Origin of the sequence: Desulfitobacterium sp. LBE (assembly GCF_007830365.1) — a bacterium.
Classification (GTDB): domain Bacteria; phylum Bacillota; class Desulfitobacteriia; order Desulfitobacteriales; family Desulfitobacteriaceae; genus Desulfitobacterium; species Desulfitobacterium hafniense.
Window position 1 is genome coordinate 3839093 of the sequence record NZ_VLKD01000001.1, and the last position, 21529, is coordinate 3860621.

A 21529-nucleotide genomic window follows, 5' to 3' on the forward strand; every position below is an offset into this window, starting at 1 on the left:
ATGAAAATGAATTTGAATATGGGTATTTTTAAGAATCGAACAACTGTAGGGTTGATCTGCATTGTTCTGTCTTTAGTTATTTGTTTTGGTATCACACCGCTATTTAACAGTAGTCTTCGTTCTCAAACAGAAATTGTCAGAGTTACATCAGATATAAAAAAAGGTGATGCTATAGGGGCGGATAAGGTTGAAGTGGTTAAGGTAGGAGCTTATAACCTACCAGACAATGTGATGAAAAGCAAAGATACTGCTGTAGGAAAATATGTGAATGCTGATATGCAGAAAGGAGACATGATTCTCTCGACAAAACTCTCGGATAAACCACTTACTGAATTCGAATACCTTAATGATCTTGATGGCACTAAGGTTGCTATGTCCATCACCATCAAAAGTTTTGCAGCAGGACTTTCAGGGAAATTAGAGGCAGGGGATATCGTAACACTGATTTCATCTAATTACGATAATATGGGCACAACCAATATTCCGTCAGAACTTCAATATGTCAAAGTGCTTGCTGCCACAGCAGAAACTGGAACAGATAAAGAATACACTTCACAAAAGGAAACAGATACGGATAACCCTGAAAAAAAACTGCCGGCAACTTTGACTCTGCTCGTGAATACCGAACAGGCAAAAGTACTTGCAGATCTTGAGCAGAAGGGTAATATTCATGCTACTTTGGTTTATAGAGGAACTAAAGAGAATGCAGATAAATTTCTGAATGAACAAGATAAATTTTTTGTTAAGAAAGTGATGCCCCAAACAAATTCAGAGCAGGTTATCCAAAATCCTGTGAAAGAGGGGGTGAAGGCTAATGCAGAATAATGGTAAGCAAATATTGGCTGTATGGGGAAGTCCAAACAGTTGCAAAACGGTTACAGCCATTAAGCTAGCAAAAATGCTTTCCGATAGAAAGAAGAATGTCATGCTTATTCTTTGTGATGATATTTGCCCTGTGCTTCCAACTGTTTATAAATCAAAAGATCCAATTGAAGTTTCATTGGGTGAAGTCCTATCTGCACCCAATATCACACAGGAAGTAATTTTAAGAAACTGTTTAACACTTGAGAAAAATCCTTACCTGAGTGTGCTTGGATATAAAGCCGGTGAAAATCCCTTCTCTTATGCTGAATATAATAAAGAGCGGGCAATTGATCTTCTGGTCTTGCTACGTCACATCGTAGATTATGTGGTCATTGATTGTTCAAGTATTTTAACCGAAAACATCATCTCTACAGCAGCTCTTGAAGTAGCTGATGAAGTGATTCGTATGGGAAGCTGTGATTTGAAGAGTATTTCTTATTTCATGTCTATTCTACCACTAATCAGTGATTCAAAATTTGGTGCAGATAAGCATATCAAAGTACTGTCGAATGTCAGACAATTTCAGAGCAGTGATGAATATAGGAATGCATTCAGTGGCGTTTCTTATTCAATGCCATATGTTCGGTCCTTGGAGGAACAAAGCGAGACACTAACTCTATTTGAGGAGCTAACAGACAAAGGTGCAAAAGGTTATGAAGCCATTATAAAAGAAATTATTAAGGAGGCGTTCGGGGATGAGTAAAAATATAGGTTTGTTTTACAACATTGCAAAGCATAAAAAAGAATTCTCCGAAGTCCTAAAAGAAGTACAGGAGTATCTTACGAGCAAATATGCAACCATGATTGTCAATAATGAGGTTGAGCAGAAGCAGCAGATAACGGCTTATATTGCAAAATATCTGACCGATTACAGTTTGGGCGTTGAGGGTATGAACTCAGAGGAATTAATCGAAAGGTTATATTCTGAGATGGCCGAATTCTCATTCCTTACAAGCTATTTATTTGCTACAAATATTGAGGAAATAAACATCAATAGCTGGAGGGATGTAAAAATAACCTATTCTGACGGAAGGGTTATTCCTTCCTCAGAAAAGTTCAATAGTCCTGAACATGCAGTTGATGTTGTAAGACGACTTCTTCATAAGTCTGGAATGATTCTTGACCACTCTCAGCCTGGGGTGGTCGGGCATCTTTCAAATAAAATTAGGATTACTGTTTTAGGGAATCCGATCACAGATCATGACAAAGGAGTTGCTGCATCCATTCGTATCATCAATCCTCAAAAGTTGGCAAGAGAAGATTTCATCAGAAACAATACAGCAACAGAACAAATGTTAGAGTTTCTAAGCGATTGCCTAAGATATGGATTATCCATGTGCGTGACTGGAAGTACAGGCTCAGGAAAGACCACCTTGATGAGCTGGCTTTTGTCTACTATTCCTGAAGATAAGCGTGTTTTTACTATCGAAAATGGTTGTCGTGAATTTGATTTGGTCAAAGAGGACGAACATGGGAATATCATCAATAATGTTGTTCACACTGTTACAAGGTATTCGGATGACCCAAAGCAAAACATGGATCAAGAAAAGTTGTTGGAATACGCATTGACTTGCAATCCTGATGTAATTTGTGTGGGTGAAATGAAATCAGCAGAAGCATTTGCAGCTCAGGAAGCTGCTAGAACAGGGCACGCAGTAATTACCACGACACATGCGAATAGCTGTACAGCAACTTATCATCGTATGGTGACGTTATGTACCCAGAAGTATGATATAAACGATAAAACACTATACAATTTGGTGACAGAAGCCTTTCCGATTGTGCTATTTGTAAAAAAGCTTGAGGACAACACCAGAAAGGTAATGGAAATCACGGAGTGTGAAATTTGTGAGGATGGAACTCGCAAAATTCACACTCTTTTTCGTTATCACATCACTGAAAATGCAGTTGTTAATGGCAAAATGCAGATCAAAGGTGAGTATCAAAAGGTAGAAAATATTTCTCAAAGTCTTCAAAAGAGACTTCTTGAAAATGGTATGCCAGTAAGGCTACTTGAGAAATTCTTGGAAGGAGTTGATGTGCTATGACTTTGTTGATTGTCATTGCCTTTTTAGGTTTGATTACTGGGAGTTTTGTTATTCTAAAGCTTACACCCTTCGAACTTATTGAGGATATCATGAAGCCTTTTCTGAAAAGAAAAATACCAATTGCCAAGCAAATCGAAGCTGTTAAAAACCCAAAGTCTGCAAAAGGAGTAAGAAGAACGGTAAATGAAGCGAAGGAAGTATTAAGGCTCATGGGAAAGGAAGAGAAGTTCGGAGCGATTTGCGTGTTTTCGTTCTTTCTTATGGTGATTGGACTATTTGCCTCGGTCATCATGGAGAATATATTGATGATTCCGGTAGCAACACTTGGAATGGCATTGGTTCCATTTTGGTATCTCATTTTTACGTCACATTCATACAAAAAGCAGATGGATGCTGAAATTGAAACTGCTCTATCTATTATTACAACAAGCTATTTGAGAAATGAGAGTATCATTACAGCTGTTCAAGAGAATATCAGTTATCTCAATCCACCAATTTCAAATGTATTTCTGGGTTTTCTGACTCAATCAAAAATGATTAATGTAAATGTTAAACAAGCGCTTGCTGACATGAAACTTAAGCTGAATCATTATGTTTTTCATGAATGGGTGGATGCAATGATTGCTTGTCAGGAAGATAAGACTTTAAAAACAACCATGGCACCAATTATCTCAAAGCTATCTGATATGAGGATTGTTACGGCAGAACTGGACTATTTGATGTATGAGCCGTTAAAGGAATTCATTACAATGGCTCTTTTACTGGTAGCCAACATTCCACTGATTTATTTTCTAAACAAAGAATGGTACAAGGTTTTGACTGATACAGTCTTTGGAAAAGGAATATTGGCAATCTGTGCAGCTTCAATTCTAATTTCGTTTGCTGCGGTGATTAGGCTCACAAAACCAATAGATTATAAACGATAGACCAATAAACAATTTAAGAGAGGAGAATGACTATGAATCAGAATAAGACAATTAAACAAGAGGATTATCAAAGAGCTTCTCTATTGTTAGGGAAGCTCTTTGAAGTAGAAACCGATATTACTGATCAAATCAATACTTGCATGGGACATTATGGGGTTGAAGGATTCTTCCAAAATCTCGAATCCTTTGATTTTTCAGCGGAGGTATTTGAAAAACTGGATGCAGTCAGAATGGTGCTTTTCGGACTAGGAGAAGAGGTTGTTCCAAAAGGATTTATAGAGAAGATGACTGGTGCGAAAGGAGGACAGGGGCATGAAGAAAAACTATGATGAAGCTTATGCATCTAGTTTCATAAAAGGTATTAACAAGTTAACAGGAATTTCTGAGACCAAATTGAAAAAATATGCATCCGACAATAATCTGTTCAATGTCCTTGAGCATCCCAATATCATTGAACCGAGTAAGCCTCAACTTGAAAAAATCAATATGCTCAATGAATTCATTTCTACCTACAAGCTACTAAAAATGCAGGAAAAAGAGAATAAAATTGTCCTCAATTCTTCATCGGTAGCAGGTGAATATTTTGTTTCAATGCTATGTGGGATAAAGGACAGAGAGAAATTCATGGCAGCATTTCTTGACAGCGGTAATAACATCATCGAAACGAGAATCTTTTCCGAGGGAAGCATTGGTGAGGCGGTTGTTTATCCTAGAATGATTTTGAAAGCAGCCCTTGACTGTGATTGCAAGTCGATTATCCTTGCTCACAATCATCCTGGAGGCAGCTTGAGTCCATCAATTCAAGACCGTGAGATTACAGAGCGACTGGTTTCTATCTTTGCACCACTTCAAATAAGCGTAATCGATCATATTATTGTTGCAAATATCCAGTTTCATTCAATGGCTGAGCGGGGAAATCTGCCAAGTCCTTGTGCGAAGAATGTCAGCTACGATGCAGTTCCTTTAAATGAAAACAATCGGGTTAAAGAGAATGGGGGAGGATTTCAACATCTATCTGACAAAGAGGATTCTATTGATTTGGATGATATTGAGCTGTTTGGGCAGGCAAATGAGGAGGAAGATGAATGGGAGAGATAACATACTACATGATTTTGCTAGTTGCAGGCATTATTTTGGTTTCAGGGCTTTATATCTTTTTTGCTGATACACTAAAGCTACCAAGAATGGCGGTCACAAAAGCGGTTCTCAATGTATCGAGGCAGGATAAAAAACAAATCAAAATCATAGAAGTCATAATATTTGACTTATCTTCAAAACTAGCAAATTATATACGACTGGATGGTTACAAAAAAAGAAAACTCACATCAACCCTTAAATCGGCAGGCATTAAGCTGACTCCAGAAACGTACATTGCAAAGGCGTGGGTTAAAACAGGTCTGATTGCAGCATTGTTGATTCCTATTATGCCTATTATCCCGATATTGGCTCCGGTTATAATTCTTCTCGCCATAGCAGTATTTTTTAGGGAATTGAGATTGGCAGATGAAATTCTAAGACAAAAGAGAGAAGAGATTGAATATGAGCTACCTAGATTTGTATCAACGATTTCTCAAGCACTTAAGGCTTCTCGTGATGTGACAGCAATGCTTAAATCATATCAAAAAAGTGCAGGAGATAGTTTTAAACAAGAACTTGAGATAACAATTGCTGATATGAAGTCAGGTAATGAAGAAACGGCACTGACAAGGTTGGAAGCACGTATTGGCAGTTCAATGCTTTCTGATGTGGTTAGAGGGCTAATCTCTGTGAAACGAGGGGACAACGGTGCGATGTATTTTGAAATGTTGAATCACGATTTCAAACAATTGGAACTGCAAAAGTTAAAACTCATAGCAATGAAACAGCCAGGCAAAGTTAAGAAATACTCGTTTTTAATGCTAGGATGTTTTTTACTCATGTACCTTGGCATTCTCGGCTATGCAATTATCAATGCCCTTGGAAAGATGTTTTAGTGAAACCTATTTTAAAATGAAGGGAGGAATAATGAGTGTTAATGGCATTATTGAAAGATAAAAAAGGTGCAAGCTTTGTAGATGCTTGTGTAATGGTCCTTGCTATTGCAATGGTTTTGGCTCTTGTCTTAAAGATCATGCCTGTATTCATTGCAAAACAACAATTAGATACATTTGCAACTGAAATCTGTAGAACGGCTGAAATAGCTGGTGAAGTTGGGAGTGCAACCTCAATTAAAGCTGATAAGCTTCGTACTCAGACAGGGCTTAATCCCACAATTCAATGGTCTAAAACGGGTAATATACAACTCAATGAAGAATTTACTGTAATTATAACCACAAACGTCAACATAGGTTTGTTCGGAGAGTTTGGGTCATTTCCAATCACGTTGACTTCAAAAGCCACTGGAGCATCGGAGGTGTATCATAAATGACAAATTTGAGAAAAGTATTCTCCAACAAACAAGGAAATTCAACCCTACTTATCATTGCACTGGTTTTGACCATTATAATTCTCTCGTGTGCTACTTTTGAATATATGAGATTGATGGTTGTCGCTATTGGAGTTAGAGATTCTGTTCAATCAGCAATCATTGATGTAGCAACGGAAAACTGGGATGAAGTCTATAATGGACTTCGTGAAGGTTATTCTGGTGGCTATTCACTCACGGGTACAACATGGGAACAAGACTTAACCTCAGGGGATGTATATGACAGGCTTGAGGATAATCTTGGATTAGAACAAAAGGGTGGAAGCTATGCTAAATATGCTGGTGATGTGTTGGAGTATGAGGTGTCAGGTTTATCAATTAATGTAATCAATGCGCCACTTGCACCATCAAATCCAAGGAGTATCAATCAGTTCACGGTAGAAGGAGCGGTTGATGTAGCGGTTCCACTTTCATTTGGGTGGGAGCACTTACCCTCGATGAAAATTAGGATGGGACTCAAAGCGGTATATATACCAAAATTTTAATATTACAATACATGCAACAAAGTGCGTAAAAATGACTGGACTATACGCAACAACGGTGATATAATCTAGTCAAGAAGAAACAACAAAGTGCATAAATGTTTTTAACCTTAAAGACCAGCTAATTAAAGTCAAGGTGTAATGTAAAAAAAGTTAGTTTCAAGGTCCAAGAAAAAAGGGTATAGAAAACCAAGCCATTGAAAAATCCGAACAATGACCAAATCGAGGTATGAGGGAAACGAAACGCTCGGCGCTTGCCAGGCAAACTCTCTTTAATATGGGGTATACTTTGGGGCTTAAGAGACTTTGCCGTCTTCAAGCTTCTGGGTGTTGTTCCGTGTCAATGGGATGATGGCGAGCATATCCTCGGCCTAGGGCCTGCGGTATCCCTCGCATCACCCTTGACACGGGCAAACTTACAATCATGTAACAAAAAGATGTTTAAGCCGCAGGTGCTTGTCTGAGCTTATTATTTCTCCAGGATTGATGATCCTCAGGTTGCCTGATCTCAAAGGGTTTCTGGTCACGAAGAACAGCAAAGATGTAGTGTAGAAGTTTATGCATTACGGCTACGAGAGCTACCTTTTTCTTCTTGTTAACGCATTTTGCCGCGTAGAATTCTCGCAGAACCGGATTAATCTCATCACCCTTGCGCGTTGTACGAATGGAAGCCATAGCGATGGTAAACAGAATTCTTCTCCCTATTCGTGTGCCTCGTTTAGATATTTTATTTCTGTCACCTTGGAATTTTCCCGACTGATTGACCGATGGATCGATCCCAAAGAAAGCCGTAAAGGCCTTGGCAGACTTGAAAAGACCAAAGTCTCCAATCTCCGCAATCAGTGTAGCTGCTGTTAGAAAGCCAATACCGGGTATGCCATCAAGAAGCTCAATATTACGCTTGGCATCGGCAGGAAAGAGCTCAGAGTCTATCATCGCATGAATTTGCTTTACAATCCCGTCTAAACTGGCCTGCATGCTTTCGATCCCATCGATATGGACTTTGATCTTTGCATCCAGCAAAGAGAATTCATGAGGCATGGAGGAAGCAAGCTGCGCACAGTCTTTGAGTTGGTTCACCTTCTTTGCAGCCCAAGCTGTACCCTTACGACTGGTTTTCGAGATAAGCGAAGTCAGCGACTCCGTATCAGCCGCCTGAATGGCCCGCGGTGAAGGGAACTCCTTCAGAATGGCTAAAGCTGTTTTGCCAAAGGCCCCCGAGAACACATCGAGAAACCCCGGGAACAGAAGGTAGAGATCCGTAGATAGTCTGTTCTTCATCTCTGTGAGGGTATCCGACAGAGCATAATACTCCCGGGTCATCATGCGTAGAGCCAGAATTTGGGGCTCAGGAACCAGAGAAAACTTAACATCTTGGTATTTAGCCAGCCTAGCAATCGCTTCAGCATCTTTTTTATCATTTTTCACTTTTCTTAAGTCGAAATTCTTGATAGAATGAACACTCAAGGGGTTCAGCACAAAGCCCTTAAGGTCATTCGACCTCAAGAAGAAGAAGAGTGGTAAATGAAAGATACCCGTAGATTCTACGAAGTAGATGGGCTTTCGTTCTAACCGCTCTTCTTCTTTTTTTAGGATATCGAGCAGTTTATGAAAGCCAGCAGGATTATGATCAATTCGAAAAGGTTTGCGGATCAGTTCCCCGGAGGGAGCGAGCATTGCAACGATTGAGAATTCAGAAGAAACATCGATTCCAACAACAAAGTCATGAAGAAACTGAGACAAATTAACACAACCTTTCAACAGATGAATCAGAGCATCCACTAAAAAAGAATGTCAACAACCTTGCATTTGAAACGGGTAACACGAGAACGTGACCCAACCAGCTAAACATCGAATCATTCTTGTGGAGTGACACGCTTTTTTACGGATAAGCCTCAAAGAGGGATCCAGGAGGAACGCACATCTATCTCTCTGACCAAAAATGATTATACCAGAGGTTTAGCGATATTGGTTACGTAGAGTGTCAGCTCATTCATCTGAACAATAAGGATTAGGTTTTCAAAGAACGTTCGGGAAGGTTTTATAACCTTAACCCAATATCTATCTTACAAGGAGGATTTTATATATGAGTATTAATATGCAACAAAGCAAAAAGAAACTTGTAATTGCAACGACTTCATTTATTTTCATAGCTGCTATTGTCATTATGATTTTGGTATTCGGGGGCAATGGAAATAACAATGAAATTAATAAAGCTCAAAGTAATGGTACAGATGTTACAGTAAGTGAGGTTCAGAAAGAAGTAAAAGTTGAACCGACTATTACTGAATCAAGTGAATCAGAAGTTGAATCAAGCATAGTTGTGCAAAGTATCGATGATAACAAAAATGATGAAAATGAGAAAATTGATACAAATGACATTCAGCTAACAAAGATCCCTGAAAAACCACAGCCACCTGAGAAACCAGCTACTGCGGTTGATACTGATGAGCCACATGATAAACCCACTGACCCTACATTGACCGATCCTACGAAAAAGCCTTCTGAAACCGTTGAGCCTGTCGAACCTACTAAACCAACCGAAGAAAAACCTTCTGGCGGAGAAACAAACAGCAAAGGTGAAACTTATGTACCTGGTTTTGGATGGGTTAAAGATAGTGGCCCTAACGTAGGTGGAACAAGTGATTCTGACGGCGATTGGAACAAGCAAATTGGAGATATGAATTAAATAAAATTTTGATGATACTAAGGCGAGTCTTTATGATTTGCCTTTTTTTTATTTGAAAGGAGACAAAATGAAAAGAAGAGTTTATTCTTTGATACTTATAGTGGTGCTGTTACTTTCAACATCGATATCAGTATTTGCTGATGGTGATGGGAATATCGATAACGGCGGTGGGAGTATGGGTAATGGTACAAGTCAGAATTCATGGACTCCCGGTAATGATGGTGTAAGGGTTACTGTTATCGATTCGGAAACACAAAAACCAGTTGGAAGAATTGTTGACTATACAAACCAGAATCCTGCTTCGAGTATCATACATTTTGGGAAGGTTTCAAAAATCCAATATAGGAATGGGACTTCATTAGTTCCGGTTATGGGTGGCTACTATTTTAAGAAACCAATGAACCCTTTGCCCTTAATAATTAGTAGTGGGAGCACCTCTGCAAGTATTGAAGCAATTAAAAAATATTTTTGTTCAGAAGGTGCAGCTCAAATGATAGCCGATGATGCTAGTATATCGTTTGAAAAACTGACTAATGGAAGTTACAAATTGCTTCTTGAACCGATAGCGTATTTTAAATATCAAGGAATTCAAATGGGCATGACCGCTCATGAAGCAGCCATGTATGACCAAATCCAAAACGGTGATTTGAGAAGTAAAATGGTCAGTTTAACTCATAAGAATTTGCCACTTGCTATGTTCTTAGAAAGATCTGACTTAGGCTTTCCTGCATGGAATGGTTCAAGTACAAGCAAGCAAACAAATTCGACAATTATGAAATACCTTGGCTTAGGTATTGTGAGCTACAAGGAAGCGCCTCCAGTTGATCCGGTTGATACCTCAGTAGTATACAGAATCAATACACAAGTCATTACAGCGGTTACGCTCAATGCCTCCAACGAGATAAATCCAGATAGTCCTGCAACAGTTACCTTCAATGTTGGGGGAAGTATATACTCCATGAGCAACATCGTTGTACCACAAGGTAACAGTCAGCTTGTCTGGTGCAAATGGACAACCCCTACTTCTGAACAGTATGTAACTATTACTGTAAGTACAAATAAAGGCAGCCTAAGCGAGAATGTTATAAAAGCAAAGATTGTCGATCTTGGTAAAAATCCACCACCTAATCCTACTGCAAATGATCGAAATGATGCCTTTAAAGTGCCTAACTTACCTAATAAAACTCAAACAACCTATTCTACTTGGAGTGTATGGTGGGCACAGTGGCATCCCTATTGGGTTTGGATATCAGATTGGGATTGGTGCGATCATGGTGAATGGGGACATTGGGTAGATAATGGCTGGTGGGAAGATCATGGATGGTATGACTTTTTCACAAATGTTTACAGTGCATCTTTGAGTGCTTCAAGTTCGGTAATTCCAGACAATAAAGTGCCTACCGCTTCTGGGAAAACGATGAAAAGTGGATACGGAATCAATAACAAAGTACAGACTGTGTTAAATATATCTGCACCAAGTAGCCATGTAACGGCAGCACAGACAGCAGTGAGTTATTTTCCTGAATTTGAATACAACACCTATTGGAGGTTATTAGATTTAATCAGTAACGGTTACTCATCACAATTTGAATTCAAGCCGAATCTTTATAGCACCTATAAGCAAAAAAGCCACTTTTCACCAATCTGGTATCCTGATGGTCAATACCGTGTTTACACTTATGTTCAAGATGCATGGACGCCTGCGGGAATGTTATCAGCAAACCTAAATGATGCGATTACCATTTCGGGATCGCTGTATGATGATTGGCACATTGCGCCAAAACAGTAAGGGAGGAAAACCTATGGAAAATATTAATGATACAAATGATATAAGTGATGTGATTCAAGTGCTCATAGTGGAGCCACAAAAGAGACCTTATGTGAAGGAAATAAGAAATGATTTTAGAGCCATGCAGGATATTGTAGGTGGTCCGATAGAGTATGTTTATCTGTCAGATGAGGTTCATATTTATTGCAATGAAGAGGGCAAACTTTTGGGACTGACAGGCAATCGCAAGATGGGGAATGGAGATGTCCTCGCAGGAACATTTTTTATTTGTGCTGATGATGGTTATGGCGGAGACGTTTCTTTGACAGAAGAGCAGATTGCTGAGTATACGGCAAGATTTCAGGAACCAGAAACTTTCTCTTATAGAGAGATGGATAGCAAGATTTTTGCGAGGGTAATGCCTGCTTATAGCATGGAGGATTTCTTAGAAAAAATGGGAATTGCTAATGAGGATGAAGAAGATTTGGAGAGGTAAAGTTGCGAGTATATCTAAAAAGATGTGCTCGCTATTTTTTTTGAGAGGTGGTGAGCAGATTGGGGCATCGAGGCATTTTTAAGATAATGGAGAACAATTACACTACTGGCTATTATACACATTGGGGAGCAGGAACTGTTTTTAGTGGTTTCTACAGGTTGAAAAATGCTTATGATATTCAAGTCAATCAGTTCCCTGAAAAAAGTATCTCTGAAATCTTCGGGCATTTAAGCTACGAAGGTGAGTACTTAGAATCAGAAGAAGTGACAGATTTAATTTTTGAACAACTTTCAGAAGATGAAACAAAGAATGAGGATCTAAATTTTGAGACACATAGCATGCTTGAGATGAGAGTCATTTATGACCTTGACAGTAATCATGCATCTATTGAGTTCAATCACTTTTATCATCCTAGAATGGGAAGCTTCGGTATACCCATCAATGAAGCGATTCATAATGTTGATCTGACACTGGCGATTACAAAGGAACATGGAATTGAAGATTTCATTGAAGCATCAAAAATATTTGAAAAAGGTTCGGGTATATATGAGCTTTTGTTGGAATCATCAAGGGTAAAAGAAATTGCTCGTGAAGATGTTGAAAGTTATCGAAGTAAAGAAAATGAAGAATTGGAGGTGGAAGTTGAATGATTTGTCCAATCGTTATGATTTTGATATGTGCTGCCCTTGGGGGTGGCACATTTCTTTTTATTAAGATATCAGAAAATAAGCGTAGAGCTATTCAAGCTACTGGTGCTTGTCAAACAGCAAACGAGTTTGTCAATGTCAAGGATATAAAAGGGAAATTTCTTTATACCAGAGATGCATTGGTTTTATGTTATTTAAGAATAAATCCAATCAGTATTGATCTTTTCAGTAAGACAGAAAAAAGCATTATCATCAAACAATTAACAGCAAGTATGTCTAGTATTCAATATCCATTCAAATTTATTGCAGTATCCAGACCAGTAGATATAACGCCATTAATAGCAGAATTGTCGGAAACGCTCATTACCAGTGACCCTAAACAAAAGGAGTTGTTAAAGCAAGAGATTGTTGAAATGACTACTTTCGCATTATCGGGAGAGGTAGTTGAGCGCCAGTTCTATGTTGTGATATGGGACAAAGCATATGATGGGGCAGAGAAAGAGCTGTTGATCAAAGCTAAAGAGTTTTCCTGTAACTTCACAGATAATGGAGTGTGCTGTGATTTGCTTGAACAGCAAGATATAGTCAGACTATGCAATCTGGTTAATAATCCCGCCTATATTCATCTTGAGGATACAGACTTTGAAGCAAATATTCCAATACTGAAAGGTGGTTTTAAGAATTGATAAGAGAGAAAAAAGGCAAATCAGATTTTGTCCCTGTCAATGAAGCACTTCTTAATGTTATTACGCCAATGGGATTAGAAGTGAAGAGAAATAGTTTAGTTGTAGGTGAAAACACGGGAAAGATATATGGGATAGTTAGATATCCTCAAAAAGTTGACATTGGTTGGCTTTCCAAAATAACAAATATTCCGAGCACCATTGTATCAATTGGCATTAAGCCGGTGGACAATGGTGCTTTAATTTCTGCCATTAGTAAAAGCATCATTCAAAATCGTGGAGCTGCTGAGAGTGCCAAAGATCCGTTGACTCGTCAAAGAGCTGAAAAAGCTGCCGAAGATGGTGAACGTATCATGCTGCAGATTGATCAGAATGGTGAAACTGTTGCACTTATGAGTCTAACAATCATGCCACTAGCTCATGATGAAAAGCAGTTTGAAAAAGTGAGCCGGAGAGTGGAGAGCGTGGTTAATGTTATGAAGGGCAAGGTTAGAACCCTTGCTAATCTTCAAAAGGATGGACTACAGAACATATCACCGACGTATCCAACAAGCCCAGTTATTGAAAATATCGTACAAAGAATCATCCCGATGAGCACTTTTGTTGGTGGATTCCCATTTGCAAGCTCAGGATTCAATGATGGAAGTGGCTATTACTTTGCAAAAGACAATAATGGAGGGCTTGTTATTGTGGACTCATGGAAAAGGGGTAATGATAGAACCAATTCCAACATGGTAGTCATGGGAGTAGCAGGCGTTGGTAAGTCTACCGCAGTAAAGCACATCATCCTTTCAGAATACATGAAGGGTACTAAGATTATCATCATCGATCCGGAATCAGAATATAAGGATTTGTGTTTTAACCTTAATGGAGACTGGATTAATGCGGGTGGAGGCATGAACGGCAAAATTAATCCGCTTCAAATTCGACCTGCGCCAAGAGACAGTGAAGAAGAACCGGATGAAAAGGGTGGTAAATTATATGCCGATGTAGATGGCATGAGTGACATGGCACTCCATGTTAAAAACCTTGAAATCTTCTTTCAATTATATTTACCAAGCCTTAGCGATATGCAAAAAGCTGTCCTTAAACAAAGCATTATAGAATTGTATCAACGCTTCGGAATTGATTGGGATACAGATATTTCAAGATTTACGAACAATGAATTTCCAACGTTTAGTGAACTTTATAAGTTGATTGAAGAGAAGGCTAAAGTCAATACAGGCGATAGTGCTTATCGAGATTTGGCATTACTCTTATATGACGTAGCGAATGGCAGTGACAGCTTTTTATGGAATGGATACAGTACGATTGAAACGCACACACGTTGTATTTGCCTAGATACACACAGCTTGCAAAATACAAGTGATAACATCAAAAGAACTCAATATTTTAATCTTCTTGGCTGGTGTTGGGAACAGATGAGCAAGGACAGATCAGAGCGTGTGCTTCTCATTTGTGATGAAGCATATCTCATGATCGATCCACAAGTGCCTCAAAGCCTTGTTTTTCTTCGTAACGTTGAGAAAAGGGCAAGAAAGTATGAAGCTGGTTTGATTATTATCTCTCACAGTGTTGTGGATTTTCTATCTCCTGAAATCAAAATGTATGGGCAGGCTCTACTTGATATACCTTGTATAAAACTGATTATGGGATGTGATGGTCAGAATTTGAAGGAAACGAAGGAACTCTATAATTTAACTGAAGCAGAGGAAGAACTACTTGAAAGCAAGCGTAGAGGACATGCCTTGTTTGTTATTGGATCTAAGCGGCTTCATGTAAATTTCGAAATACCGGATTACAAGTTCAATTATATGGGGAAAGCCGGTGGAAGATAAAAACAGGGTGCAGGCAGTCATTTGCTTGCACCTTGTCTGATTTTAAGGAGGTGTAATTCTTGGCGATAGATCCATTAATTGCAAAAGCTTTAATGCATTTAGCCGTAAAAGTGGCTACAGATGAAGAATCAAGAAAGAAAATTCTACTACTTATTTTAACACCTGTACTGTCGGTACTGCTGATTATGTCAATGTTCTTCTATATCCTAACTCATCCTCTGGATTTTTTAGGTCAGTTTTTTGACAGTCAAACGCTTAGTTCGGTTGAGCAGCTTCAAAGTGATTTTGGGATGTATCAAGGTATTCTTCAGACAGATCCCGATTATGTGGATAGCTATGGCATCAGTTATGAAGGTATCACTATTAATAAAGAGAGTGAGACACCTGTTGTCTACTACAACCAATTGGACAGCAGATGGGCTGACAAACCATATGGAACTGACGATATTGGGAGCTATGCTTGTGGTCCAACTTCAATGGCAATGGTGATATCCAGTCTTACAAAAGCCGATATCGATCCTGTTCAAATGTCTAAGTGGGCATATGACAAGGGATATTGGTGTAAGGGAAGTGGTTCTTATCATTCGTTAATTCCTGGCGCGGCTAAGTCATTTGGATTAGATGTAGAAGGTTGCCAGTCAACAGAAACAAATCGTATTGTAGATGCTCTAACGGCAGGGAAACTCGTTGTAGCAATTATGGCAAAAGGACATTTCACAGCAAGCGGTCATTTTATAGTACTCAGGGGTGTGACAAAGGAAGGCAAAATTTTGGTAGCTGATCCTGCAAGCAGAAAGAGGAGTGACCAAGAATGGGATTTATCCATTATCCTAGATGAAGCTAGTAGAAATGCAGGGTCGGGAGGTCCGTTTTGGATAATCGGTAAGAAATAGCGGAGGTATAGAATGAGGAAAAAATTGATAATTGAGCTGTTTATTTATATTGTCATTGTCGTGATCGGCATTATTATGTTGGTAACAAAGCCGCTTGATAATAAAAGAATTGACCATGATTTAAAGATTGGGGGTGAGCATAATGCTATTGTATCTTTCCAGTAACGGAAAAAGTGACTTGCTTGATTTTCTTGAAGAAAAAAAGGCAGAATCAGCAAATCGAGAACTCATTATCAAGAAGCTTGTTGGGCGATTCACCCTAAAACAGTTTGTTGTAAAAGATATGAGAAATTATCTTGCTTGTAAGTTTTTCGTGATAGACATGTGTTGTGCTAATGATCTCCTTGAAGACTTTATCATCGCAATGAAGTCATTTCAGATGATGTTTAATGCAAGAATCATAGTAGTGCTCTCTGGTACTAAGAACGAATCTGATTATATTGACAGGCTCATTGAAATTGGGGTGACTGAAATTGTTACTTCTATAGCCGTAGAAACTTTGGAGGAGGAGATTCTAGAATGTTTGTCCAAAGACGGTATGGAGAGATACAAGCCTAAGAAAGAATTTCCAAAGTTTGAAGTTAAGCCTGTAAACCCAATCAAAATCAGTACAAATGAAATTCAAATACCAAAATATAAATGGAATGCTAAAAATGTGAGAATTGCTGTTATAGGTGCGAGCAAGAGAAGTGGTGTTACCGTAACAGCTTTCAATTTTGCCAATTGGTTGATAGCCAGAGGTGCTACAGCCTGTTATGTGGAAATGAACATGAATAGGCATCTTCACTATCTCATTGAAAGATACACACTCGAAAAGTCAGGGGAGCATTATCCGGTTGGTGATGTTGACTGCTTTTTAACCTCTGAGATAGACAATAACTATAACTTCATTATTTATGATTTGGGTACGGTGAATGAACTGCCAAGTCTCTTTAGAGATGCGGAATTACGATTAATTTGTGGGAGCTTGCTTCCTTATGAGGAACTAGACTATTCAAAATTACTGCATCAATGTGAGGGCTTGTCAGCTTTCAAAATGGCTCTAGCGGTTCCAGAGGAATTTCAGATAGACTGCCAGTCAACATTCGGAGAAGATTTGCTTATTGCCGATGCTTCTCATGATCTTTTTAATGACAACATAAATGGACATATCTATTTACCTATGGTGAAAAATCATATCGTTCCTGAACGGAAATTATAAGCATACAAATCATAACGTGTTAGTGATGCCTTTTAATGTCCATAGATTGATGTTGTTAAGTGTCCAACTATTGACCGCTTAACTGACCGAAATCGAGTGTGGCATACGGACGGATATTTAAGCTAAAACTGCCAATGAAATCCGTCCGTCAGTCTTATCGTCCCTGCTTGCTTCTAAATACCATAATATCTGCCCTGGCCTCCGCCAATTTTTCTAGAAAGACCATTTTGAACCAAGCTGTTCTGTTTCTAGTGGGCGGGTATTGGAAAAATTTATCACTTACCTTACATATGGCTTCAATCATTTCGGTTTGGTCGTAACTGTGATCCTTAGCTATTTGCTTTGCCATAGGCAATAAATCATAGAAACCAGTTTGGATGAAGTAGTCTTTCACAGTGAGGCGATCGTTGTTGTGTCCGTTTAATTTTAGGAGTTCTTTTTGCATCTTAGCCCCCCCATCAAATCTTCGCCTTGTAGGTGTTCTGGGTTCGCAGATTGAACCGGGTATCCTGCATGATGACATACCATGTATCGTCATATTCTAAACTACAGGGGATATTATGGTTGCCGATACAAACTTCTAAGCCCTCTCCGCAGTGTAAACCATAGCAGTTCTTTCCCCTGTGAGCCACCCAACGATCAATTTCACCGTCATATTTCAGGCTGCACCATTGACGCTTCAAGATAATTCCCCCTCAATCACGCGCTTGACCATGCGGTCATCAATGATCCGATGTCCATTTTGGGAGCCATACATAAGACAATGGGTGCAGACTTTGTTAATGAGTCTGGCCGCACCGCTGGAGAATCGATAAATATCGTCAATAGCTTGGTCGGAAAAGATATCCTGGGTAGCCCCGGCATAACTTAAGTGGCGTCTCATATAGGCTTCGGTATTCGCTCGATCATAGTGGGTGAGTTTACATTGCAAATCAATACGTTGACGTATAGCCGCATAAGCCTGAAGCTGGAGGCGATCCCAGAGTTCAGTTTGACCCACGAGAATGAGAGCCATGGGACTTTCTGCATCCATGTTCATGTTCAGCAAAAACCGTACTTCCTCCAACATCTCCTTGGCTAATAAATGGGCTTCATCAACAACAACGACTGGCTGCAGATGCTGAATTCCCCGCATAAGCTCAATTTCTCGATGGAGCTGGCGTTTAGCATCTCCACGATAAAATTTTGCTTCAAAACCAAGCTGTTCTAAAAGACCTTTGTAAAAATGTCTGGGTGTCAGTTTGGAGTCCGATATATAGAGAACTTTAAACTTTGCAGGGTTTAAAGTTTGGGCATAACGGCGAATGGTTGTGGTTTTTCCTGTCCCACAGTCACCAGTGACAACAGCAAACCAACTGCGCTGGGCTGCATATTCCAGTCGACCGAGGGTCTCTTCTAGGTAGACGGATTCATAGAGTTCATGAGTAGGAATATCTCGGGAAAAGGGCACGTGATTAAATCCATAGAAGGCTTCAAACATGACTTTCTCCCTCCTTTGGCACTCCACGGAAGGAAAGGGCTGGAGCAAGACGATTTTGACGCTGGCGTTTTTTCTCCTCAGCTGCTTCGAGCAATCTTGAAGATTCGGAACTTAGAGGCTGTAGACTTTCAGGTAGTCTAGGACGTTTGCCAGCATACTGCCCGATGACAAGTTCATGAGCTTTCCAAGGAGCATACCCTTCGTATTCAATAGTTAGTTCGCTAATGTCTGCTGGATCATAGACCACATCCACACGGCAGCCAATAAAGGACAGTCCTACTTCATACTTTTTGCCCATGAAGTTAATGCATCCGGATTTGTCCACTTTGCGAGCTTCACAATGTAAGAAGGCATTCGCTAAGACAGCTGCTTCAGGAAAACGCAGAGGCTCTTGATCGCTGCGAAAGGCTCTCGCGGGACTCATATTGTTATCTAGTGCACTATGGGGTTTATTCTGGTAGCATTCACTAAGCCATACTTGAAATAACTCATTAAGCCGATCTAAAGTTTTGGGGTTCTCTAAGGCGGCTTCACTTAAGAAGTTATCTACCAATCTGTTAAACTTTTCAATTTTCCCCTTCGATTCAGCGGCATAGGGTCTAGCAAAAAGTAAGCGGATGCCTAGTTTGGAACAGGCTCGGGCCATCCATTTGGTTCGATATTGCTTCCCATTGTCGAAGTAGACCGCTTGGGGTAAGCCCCATTTTTGAATGGACATACGAAAACAATCTTCCACGATGACCTGATCAAGAGTCGGGTAGAAGGCACCATGGAGTATATGTCGTGTGGCATCATCGATAAAACTAACGAGATAAACTTGTTTCCTAGAGCCACCTGGGCCGATGGGCAGGTACGGGCCGAACTTGATATCGGATTGCCACAATTGATTACGGTAACGTTTCTGGAAGCGCCGGGCAGCCACGCCAGAATTCGAATACATTCGCATTTGCCGGCTACTGTAACCACGTTCTGAAAGCTTTTCTTGTAAAGTTGAGCGTTTGAGTTCGCCAGGCTTGGCTTTGCCTTCCCACTCTAAGATTTGAATAATTTGGGCTACACTTCGACTAGGAACCTCCCGACGCAAAAGAATCGCTTGGTCAAGCAGTTCTGGGGCTATACCTGAAGTTGGGGCTCGACCTCTTCCCTTAGGTTTTAAGCCAGCAAACCCCTCTTTTTGGTACGTTGACAGATAACGCCGCAGCGTTCGTTCTGAAATTCCATGGGTTTGGCACAGCTGAGCTTTAATCTCCCGTGCTTTGGCAGGGTCGAGTCCTTCAGCGAAAAGGGGGGATACAAGTTGAACACGTTCAACTGCTATTTCCTCGGCTCTTTTCTGATCTTTCATTGGCAAACACCTCTCTTAGGCAGACTTCGATTTTAGTCTACCTTAGGTGTTTGCGGACAAGAATGCAAAACGGGTATGTGGCCATAAATTTGCATTGACAATGGTGCGGACAATTCTCGCCAGCCAACCCGATGTATAGCCAACATAAAGTCCGATTCTTTGGTGTGTAGATCGTGTCGGGACGGACGGCTCCTCTACAGACTCTTCTCCTAGTTGCAGAGCAATAGCATTTAAGCAGTTAAGTAAATAAGGTAGCAAGGTGTTAAACCACACTCGGGTACGATACAACGTGGCATCATCAGCTGCAACATCGGAAGGCTCGGATGCTTCCGAGATAACGCATTCGATACTGGCTGAGTCATAGCGTTTGTATGGCACCAGAAAGTCTGGCAATTCGTGATGAATTCGTCTGCATTTTATACAGCGTAACCGACGAATGACGATTACTTTGGTTTGACCGCCACTGCTCTTAGATTTCCTTTCTCGGCTTCCAATAACGACCAGCTGTTCTCCGCAACAGGGACAAGGGACGGACTCTGCACACCTAATAAAAAATACCAGTCTGAGGGTTCTCAATTAGATCATATTTTGATATACTAACCATGATCTTTTTGGGGAGGATGCCTCAGATAAACCTGTTCCTGCGGGTTTACCTGAATAAGGGCATCCTTTTCCTTTCTTTAGATACGGTCATTATATCTGTCAATCCTCGGACAGGCAATACCATCAGCTTTCAGCCATTTTGGTGTAGCGGAAACAATAACGAACATAAATAGAGGAGGACAATATGGCGAAGATAGAATATATGACCAATGCATTTCAATCAGATTTAAAACCAAGGGCGAGACTGGTTCTGAACTGTCTTGCCCTTCACAGCAATAAGGAAGGGCAATGCTTTCCGTCTATTAAGACAATTGCAAAGGAATGTGGTTACAGTGTCAACACAGTAAAACGGGCATTGGATGACCTTGTAGAAGCAGGGTTTGTGGTCAAAGAGGCGAGATTTGACACTGAAAGAAAGCACGGTGGTCAGACGTCGAATCTTTACACACTTAATATAGAGCAACCAAAAGGTGAAGAAGAAAAAAAACAGGGGAAGACCCCAGAACAAAAAAAGACAGCTGATTGTGAGGTTCAGGCTGAGATTGATCATAAGCAAACAAGTCAGAAACTAAGCGAAAAGCAATACATCAAAAATGAGCTAGGGGTAGCTCATAATGATGAGTGCGCTGATACCATAGAGATATCAAAAGAATTAATGTATCCATATTATAGCTTTTCGTGGGCTGGGGAGGAGCCCAAAAGTGCATCCCCTTGAAGTGTACAGCTTAACTATATTATCTAAAAGTGAAAAAGAAGTATTGTTTAGGTTGTAATAGATTAAATAATACTCTAAATAGAGCGTATTCGATTTACAATAGACAGTAAGTGTGTTATTCTTTTAGTTGTGAAAGTGTATCCTAAAGTTAGTGAGGTGTAGGTATGGCAATTAGGAGCAAACTGTCCATTTTGATGGGTGCTAAGAGGTATAACATACAAGATGTTTATGAAAAAACGGGACTTGCTCGTAGTACAATTGCCAATTTGTATCACGACAAGACTCAGAGGATAGATTACGATACGCTAGATAAGTTATGTAAACTATTTGAGTGCAGCATTGGGGATATTATTGAGTTTTATGATGAAGTTAGTGGCTAAATTAATA

Annotated in this window: 25 protein-coding genes; 19 read left to right on the plus strand and 6 right to left on the minus strand. The window is 39.8% G+C overall.

What is annotated here, in order from left to right; genetic code table 11:
• From DESLBE_RS18255 to DESLBE_RS18295, 9 genes are read left to right on the plus strand one after another with little or no spacing between them, the layout of a single operon-like run.
• Window positions 1-825 carry a Flp pilus assembly protein CpaB gene (locus DESLBE_RS18255; RefSeq protein ID WP_243131341.1) on the plus strand — a complete coding sequence of 275 codons (825 nt, stop codon included), beginning with the start codon at window positions 1-3 and terminating at the stop codon, window positions 823-825.
• Window positions 815-1567, plus strand: a complete 753-nt coding sequence (locus DESLBE_RS18260; RefSeq protein ID WP_144677808.1) for an AAA family ATPase — start codon at window positions 815-817, stop codon at window positions 1565-1567. Before DESLBE_RS18255 ends, DESLBE_RS18260 begins: the two co-directional genes overlap by 11 nt.
• Window positions 1560-2912, plus strand: coding sequence for a CpaF/VirB11 family protein (locus tag DESLBE_RS18265; protein ID WP_144677809.1), 1353 nt, complete (start codon window positions 1560-1562; stop codon window positions 2910-2912). The genes DESLBE_RS18260 and DESLBE_RS18265 overlap by 8 nt, the downstream gene beginning before the upstream one ends.
• A complete protein-coding gene (locus DESLBE_RS18270; protein WP_144677810.1) occupies window positions 2909-3838 on the plus strand; it encodes a hypothetical protein in 930 nt (309 codons plus the stop codon). Before DESLBE_RS18265 ends, DESLBE_RS18270 begins: the two co-directional genes overlap by 4 nt.
• A gap of 32 nt (window positions 3839-3870) precedes the next feature.
• Window positions 3871-4167: a hypothetical protein gene (locus tag DESLBE_RS18275; RefSeq protein ID WP_144677811.1), complete on the plus strand. Its 297-nt coding sequence runs from the start codon at window positions 3871-3873 to the stop codon at window positions 4165-4167.
• The gene (locus tag DESLBE_RS18280) at window positions 4151-4936 is read left to right on the plus strand and encodes a JAB domain-containing protein (protein WP_144677812.1); all 786 of its coding nucleotides are present in this window, start codon (window positions 4151-4153) and stop codon (window positions 4934-4936) included. Before DESLBE_RS18275 ends, DESLBE_RS18280 begins: the two co-directional genes overlap by 17 nt.
• Window positions 4924-5811, plus strand: coding sequence for a secretion protein F (locus tag DESLBE_RS18285; RefSeq protein ID WP_243131342.1), 888 nt, complete (start codon window positions 4924-4926; stop codon window positions 5809-5811). Before DESLBE_RS18280 ends, DESLBE_RS18285 begins: the two co-directional genes overlap by 13 nt.
• A gap of 41 nt (window positions 5812-5852) precedes the next feature.
• Window positions 5853-6245 carry a DUF4320 family protein gene (locus tag DESLBE_RS18290; protein ID WP_144678683.1) on the plus strand — a complete coding sequence of 131 codons (393 nt, stop codon included), beginning with the start codon at window positions 5853-5855 and terminating at the stop codon, window positions 6243-6245.
• On the plus strand, window positions 6242-6787 hold the full coding sequence (locus DESLBE_RS18295) for a hypothetical protein (RefSeq protein ID WP_144677813.1): 546 nt from the start codon (window positions 6242-6244) through the stop codon (window positions 6785-6787). Before DESLBE_RS18290 ends, DESLBE_RS18295 begins: the two co-directional genes overlap by 4 nt.
• A 438-nt stretch (window positions 6788-7225) precedes the next feature.
• On the opposite strand, the gene DESLBE_RS18300 is transcribed toward DESLBE_RS18295, so the two are convergent.
• The gene (locus DESLBE_RS18300) at window positions 7226-8527 is read right to left on the minus strand and encodes an IS110 family transposase (RefSeq protein ID WP_144677814.1); all 1302 of its coding nucleotides are present in this window, start codon (window positions 8525-8527) and stop codon (window positions 7226-7228) included.
• Between the two features lie 343 nt (window positions 8528-8870).
• Between DESLBE_RS18300 and DESLBE_RS18305 the strand changes: the two genes are divergently transcribed.
• The 8 genes from DESLBE_RS18305 to DESLBE_RS18340 all read left to right on the plus strand — a co-directional run bounded on the left by DESLBE_RS18305 (window position 8871) and on the right by DESLBE_RS18340 (window position 16999).
• Window positions 8871-9473, plus strand: coding sequence for a DUF6550 family protein (locus DESLBE_RS18305; RefSeq protein ID WP_144677815.1), 603 nt, complete (start codon window positions 8871-8873; stop codon window positions 9471-9473).
• Between the two features lie 67 nt (window positions 9474-9540).
• Window positions 9541-11262 (plus strand): hypothetical protein, encoded by a 1722-nt coding sequence (locus tag DESLBE_RS18310; RefSeq protein ID WP_144677816.1) that lies wholly within the window; start codon window positions 9541-9543, stop codon window positions 11260-11262.
• Between the two features lie 13 nt (window positions 11263-11275).
• A complete protein-coding gene (locus DESLBE_RS18315; protein WP_144677817.1) occupies window positions 11276-11737 on the plus strand; it encodes a DUF3846 domain-containing protein in 462 nt (153 codons plus the stop codon).
• Between the two features lie 59 nt (window positions 11738-11796).
• A complete protein-coding gene (locus tag DESLBE_RS18320) occupies window positions 11797-12387 on the plus strand; it encodes a hypothetical protein (protein ID WP_144677818.1) in 591 nt (196 codons plus the stop codon).
• Entirely contained in the window at window positions 12384-13070 is a 687-nt protein-coding gene (locus DESLBE_RS18325) for a hypothetical protein (protein WP_144677819.1), read from the plus strand. Before DESLBE_RS18320 ends, DESLBE_RS18325 begins: the two co-directional genes overlap by 4 nt.
• Complete coding sequence (locus DESLBE_RS18330; RefSeq protein WP_144677820.1) at window positions 13067-14905, plus strand: DUF87 domain-containing protein; 1839 nt, start codon at window positions 13067-13069, stop codon at window positions 14903-14905. The genes DESLBE_RS18325 and DESLBE_RS18330 overlap by 4 nt, the downstream gene beginning before the upstream one ends.
• A 59-nt stretch (window positions 14906-14964) precedes the next feature.
• A complete protein-coding gene (locus tag DESLBE_RS18335; RefSeq protein WP_243131343.1) occupies window positions 14965-15798 on the plus strand; it encodes a C39 family peptidase in 834 nt (277 codons plus the stop codon).
• Window positions 15799-15940: 142 nt separating this feature from the next.
• Complete coding sequence (locus tag DESLBE_RS18340; RefSeq protein WP_144677821.1) at window positions 15941-16999, plus strand: hypothetical protein; 1059 nt, start codon at window positions 15941-15943, stop codon at window positions 16997-16999.
• A 154-nt stretch (window positions 17000-17153) separates the two neighbouring features.
• On the opposite strand, the gene DESLBE_RS18345 is transcribed toward DESLBE_RS18340, so the two are convergent.
• From DESLBE_RS18345 to DESLBE_RS27100, 5 genes are read right to left on the minus strand one after another with little or no spacing between them, the layout of a single operon-like run.
• Complete coding sequence (locus DESLBE_RS18345) at window positions 17154-17444, minus strand: hypothetical protein (protein WP_144677822.1); 291 nt, start codon at window positions 17442-17444, stop codon at window positions 17154-17156.
• Window positions 17445-17457: 13 nt separating this feature from the next.
• Entirely contained in the window at window positions 17458-17682 is a 225-nt protein-coding gene (locus DESLBE_RS18350; RefSeq protein WP_144677823.1) for a DUF5348 domain-containing protein, read from the minus strand.
• A complete protein-coding gene (locus DESLBE_RS18355; RefSeq protein ID WP_144677824.1) occupies window positions 17679-18479 on the minus strand; it encodes an AAA family ATPase in 801 nt (266 codons plus the stop codon). The genes DESLBE_RS18350 and DESLBE_RS18355 overlap by 4 nt, the downstream gene beginning before the upstream one ends.
• Entirely contained in the window at window positions 18472-19824 is a 1353-nt protein-coding gene (locus tag DESLBE_RS18360) for a DDE-type integrase/transposase/recombinase (protein ID WP_144677825.1), read from the minus strand. The genes DESLBE_RS18355 and DESLBE_RS18360 overlap by 8 nt, the downstream gene beginning before the upstream one ends.
• 42 nt (window positions 19825-19866) lie before the next feature.
• Window positions 19867-20400 (minus strand): DUF6431 domain-containing protein, encoded by a 534-nt coding sequence (locus tag DESLBE_RS27100; RefSeq protein ID WP_243131344.1) that lies wholly within the window; start codon window positions 20398-20400, stop codon window positions 19867-19869.
• Between the two features lie 211 nt (window positions 20401-20611).
• On the opposite strand from DESLBE_RS27100, the gene DESLBE_RS18370 reads away from it, so the two are divergent.
• Together DESLBE_RS18370 and DESLBE_RS18375 are read left to right on the plus strand one after the other, a co-directional pair.
• The gene (locus DESLBE_RS18370; protein WP_144677826.1) at window positions 20612-21142 is read left to right on the plus strand and encodes a helix-turn-helix domain-containing protein; all 531 of its coding nucleotides are present in this window, start codon (window positions 20612-20614) and stop codon (window positions 21140-21142) included.
• A gap of 164 nt (window positions 21143-21306) precedes the next feature.
• Window positions 21307-21522, plus strand: coding sequence for a helix-turn-helix transcriptional regulator (locus DESLBE_RS18375; protein WP_144677827.1), 216 nt, complete (start codon window positions 21307-21309; stop codon window positions 21520-21522).
• The last annotated feature ends 7 nt before the right edge of the window (window positions 21523-21529 follow it).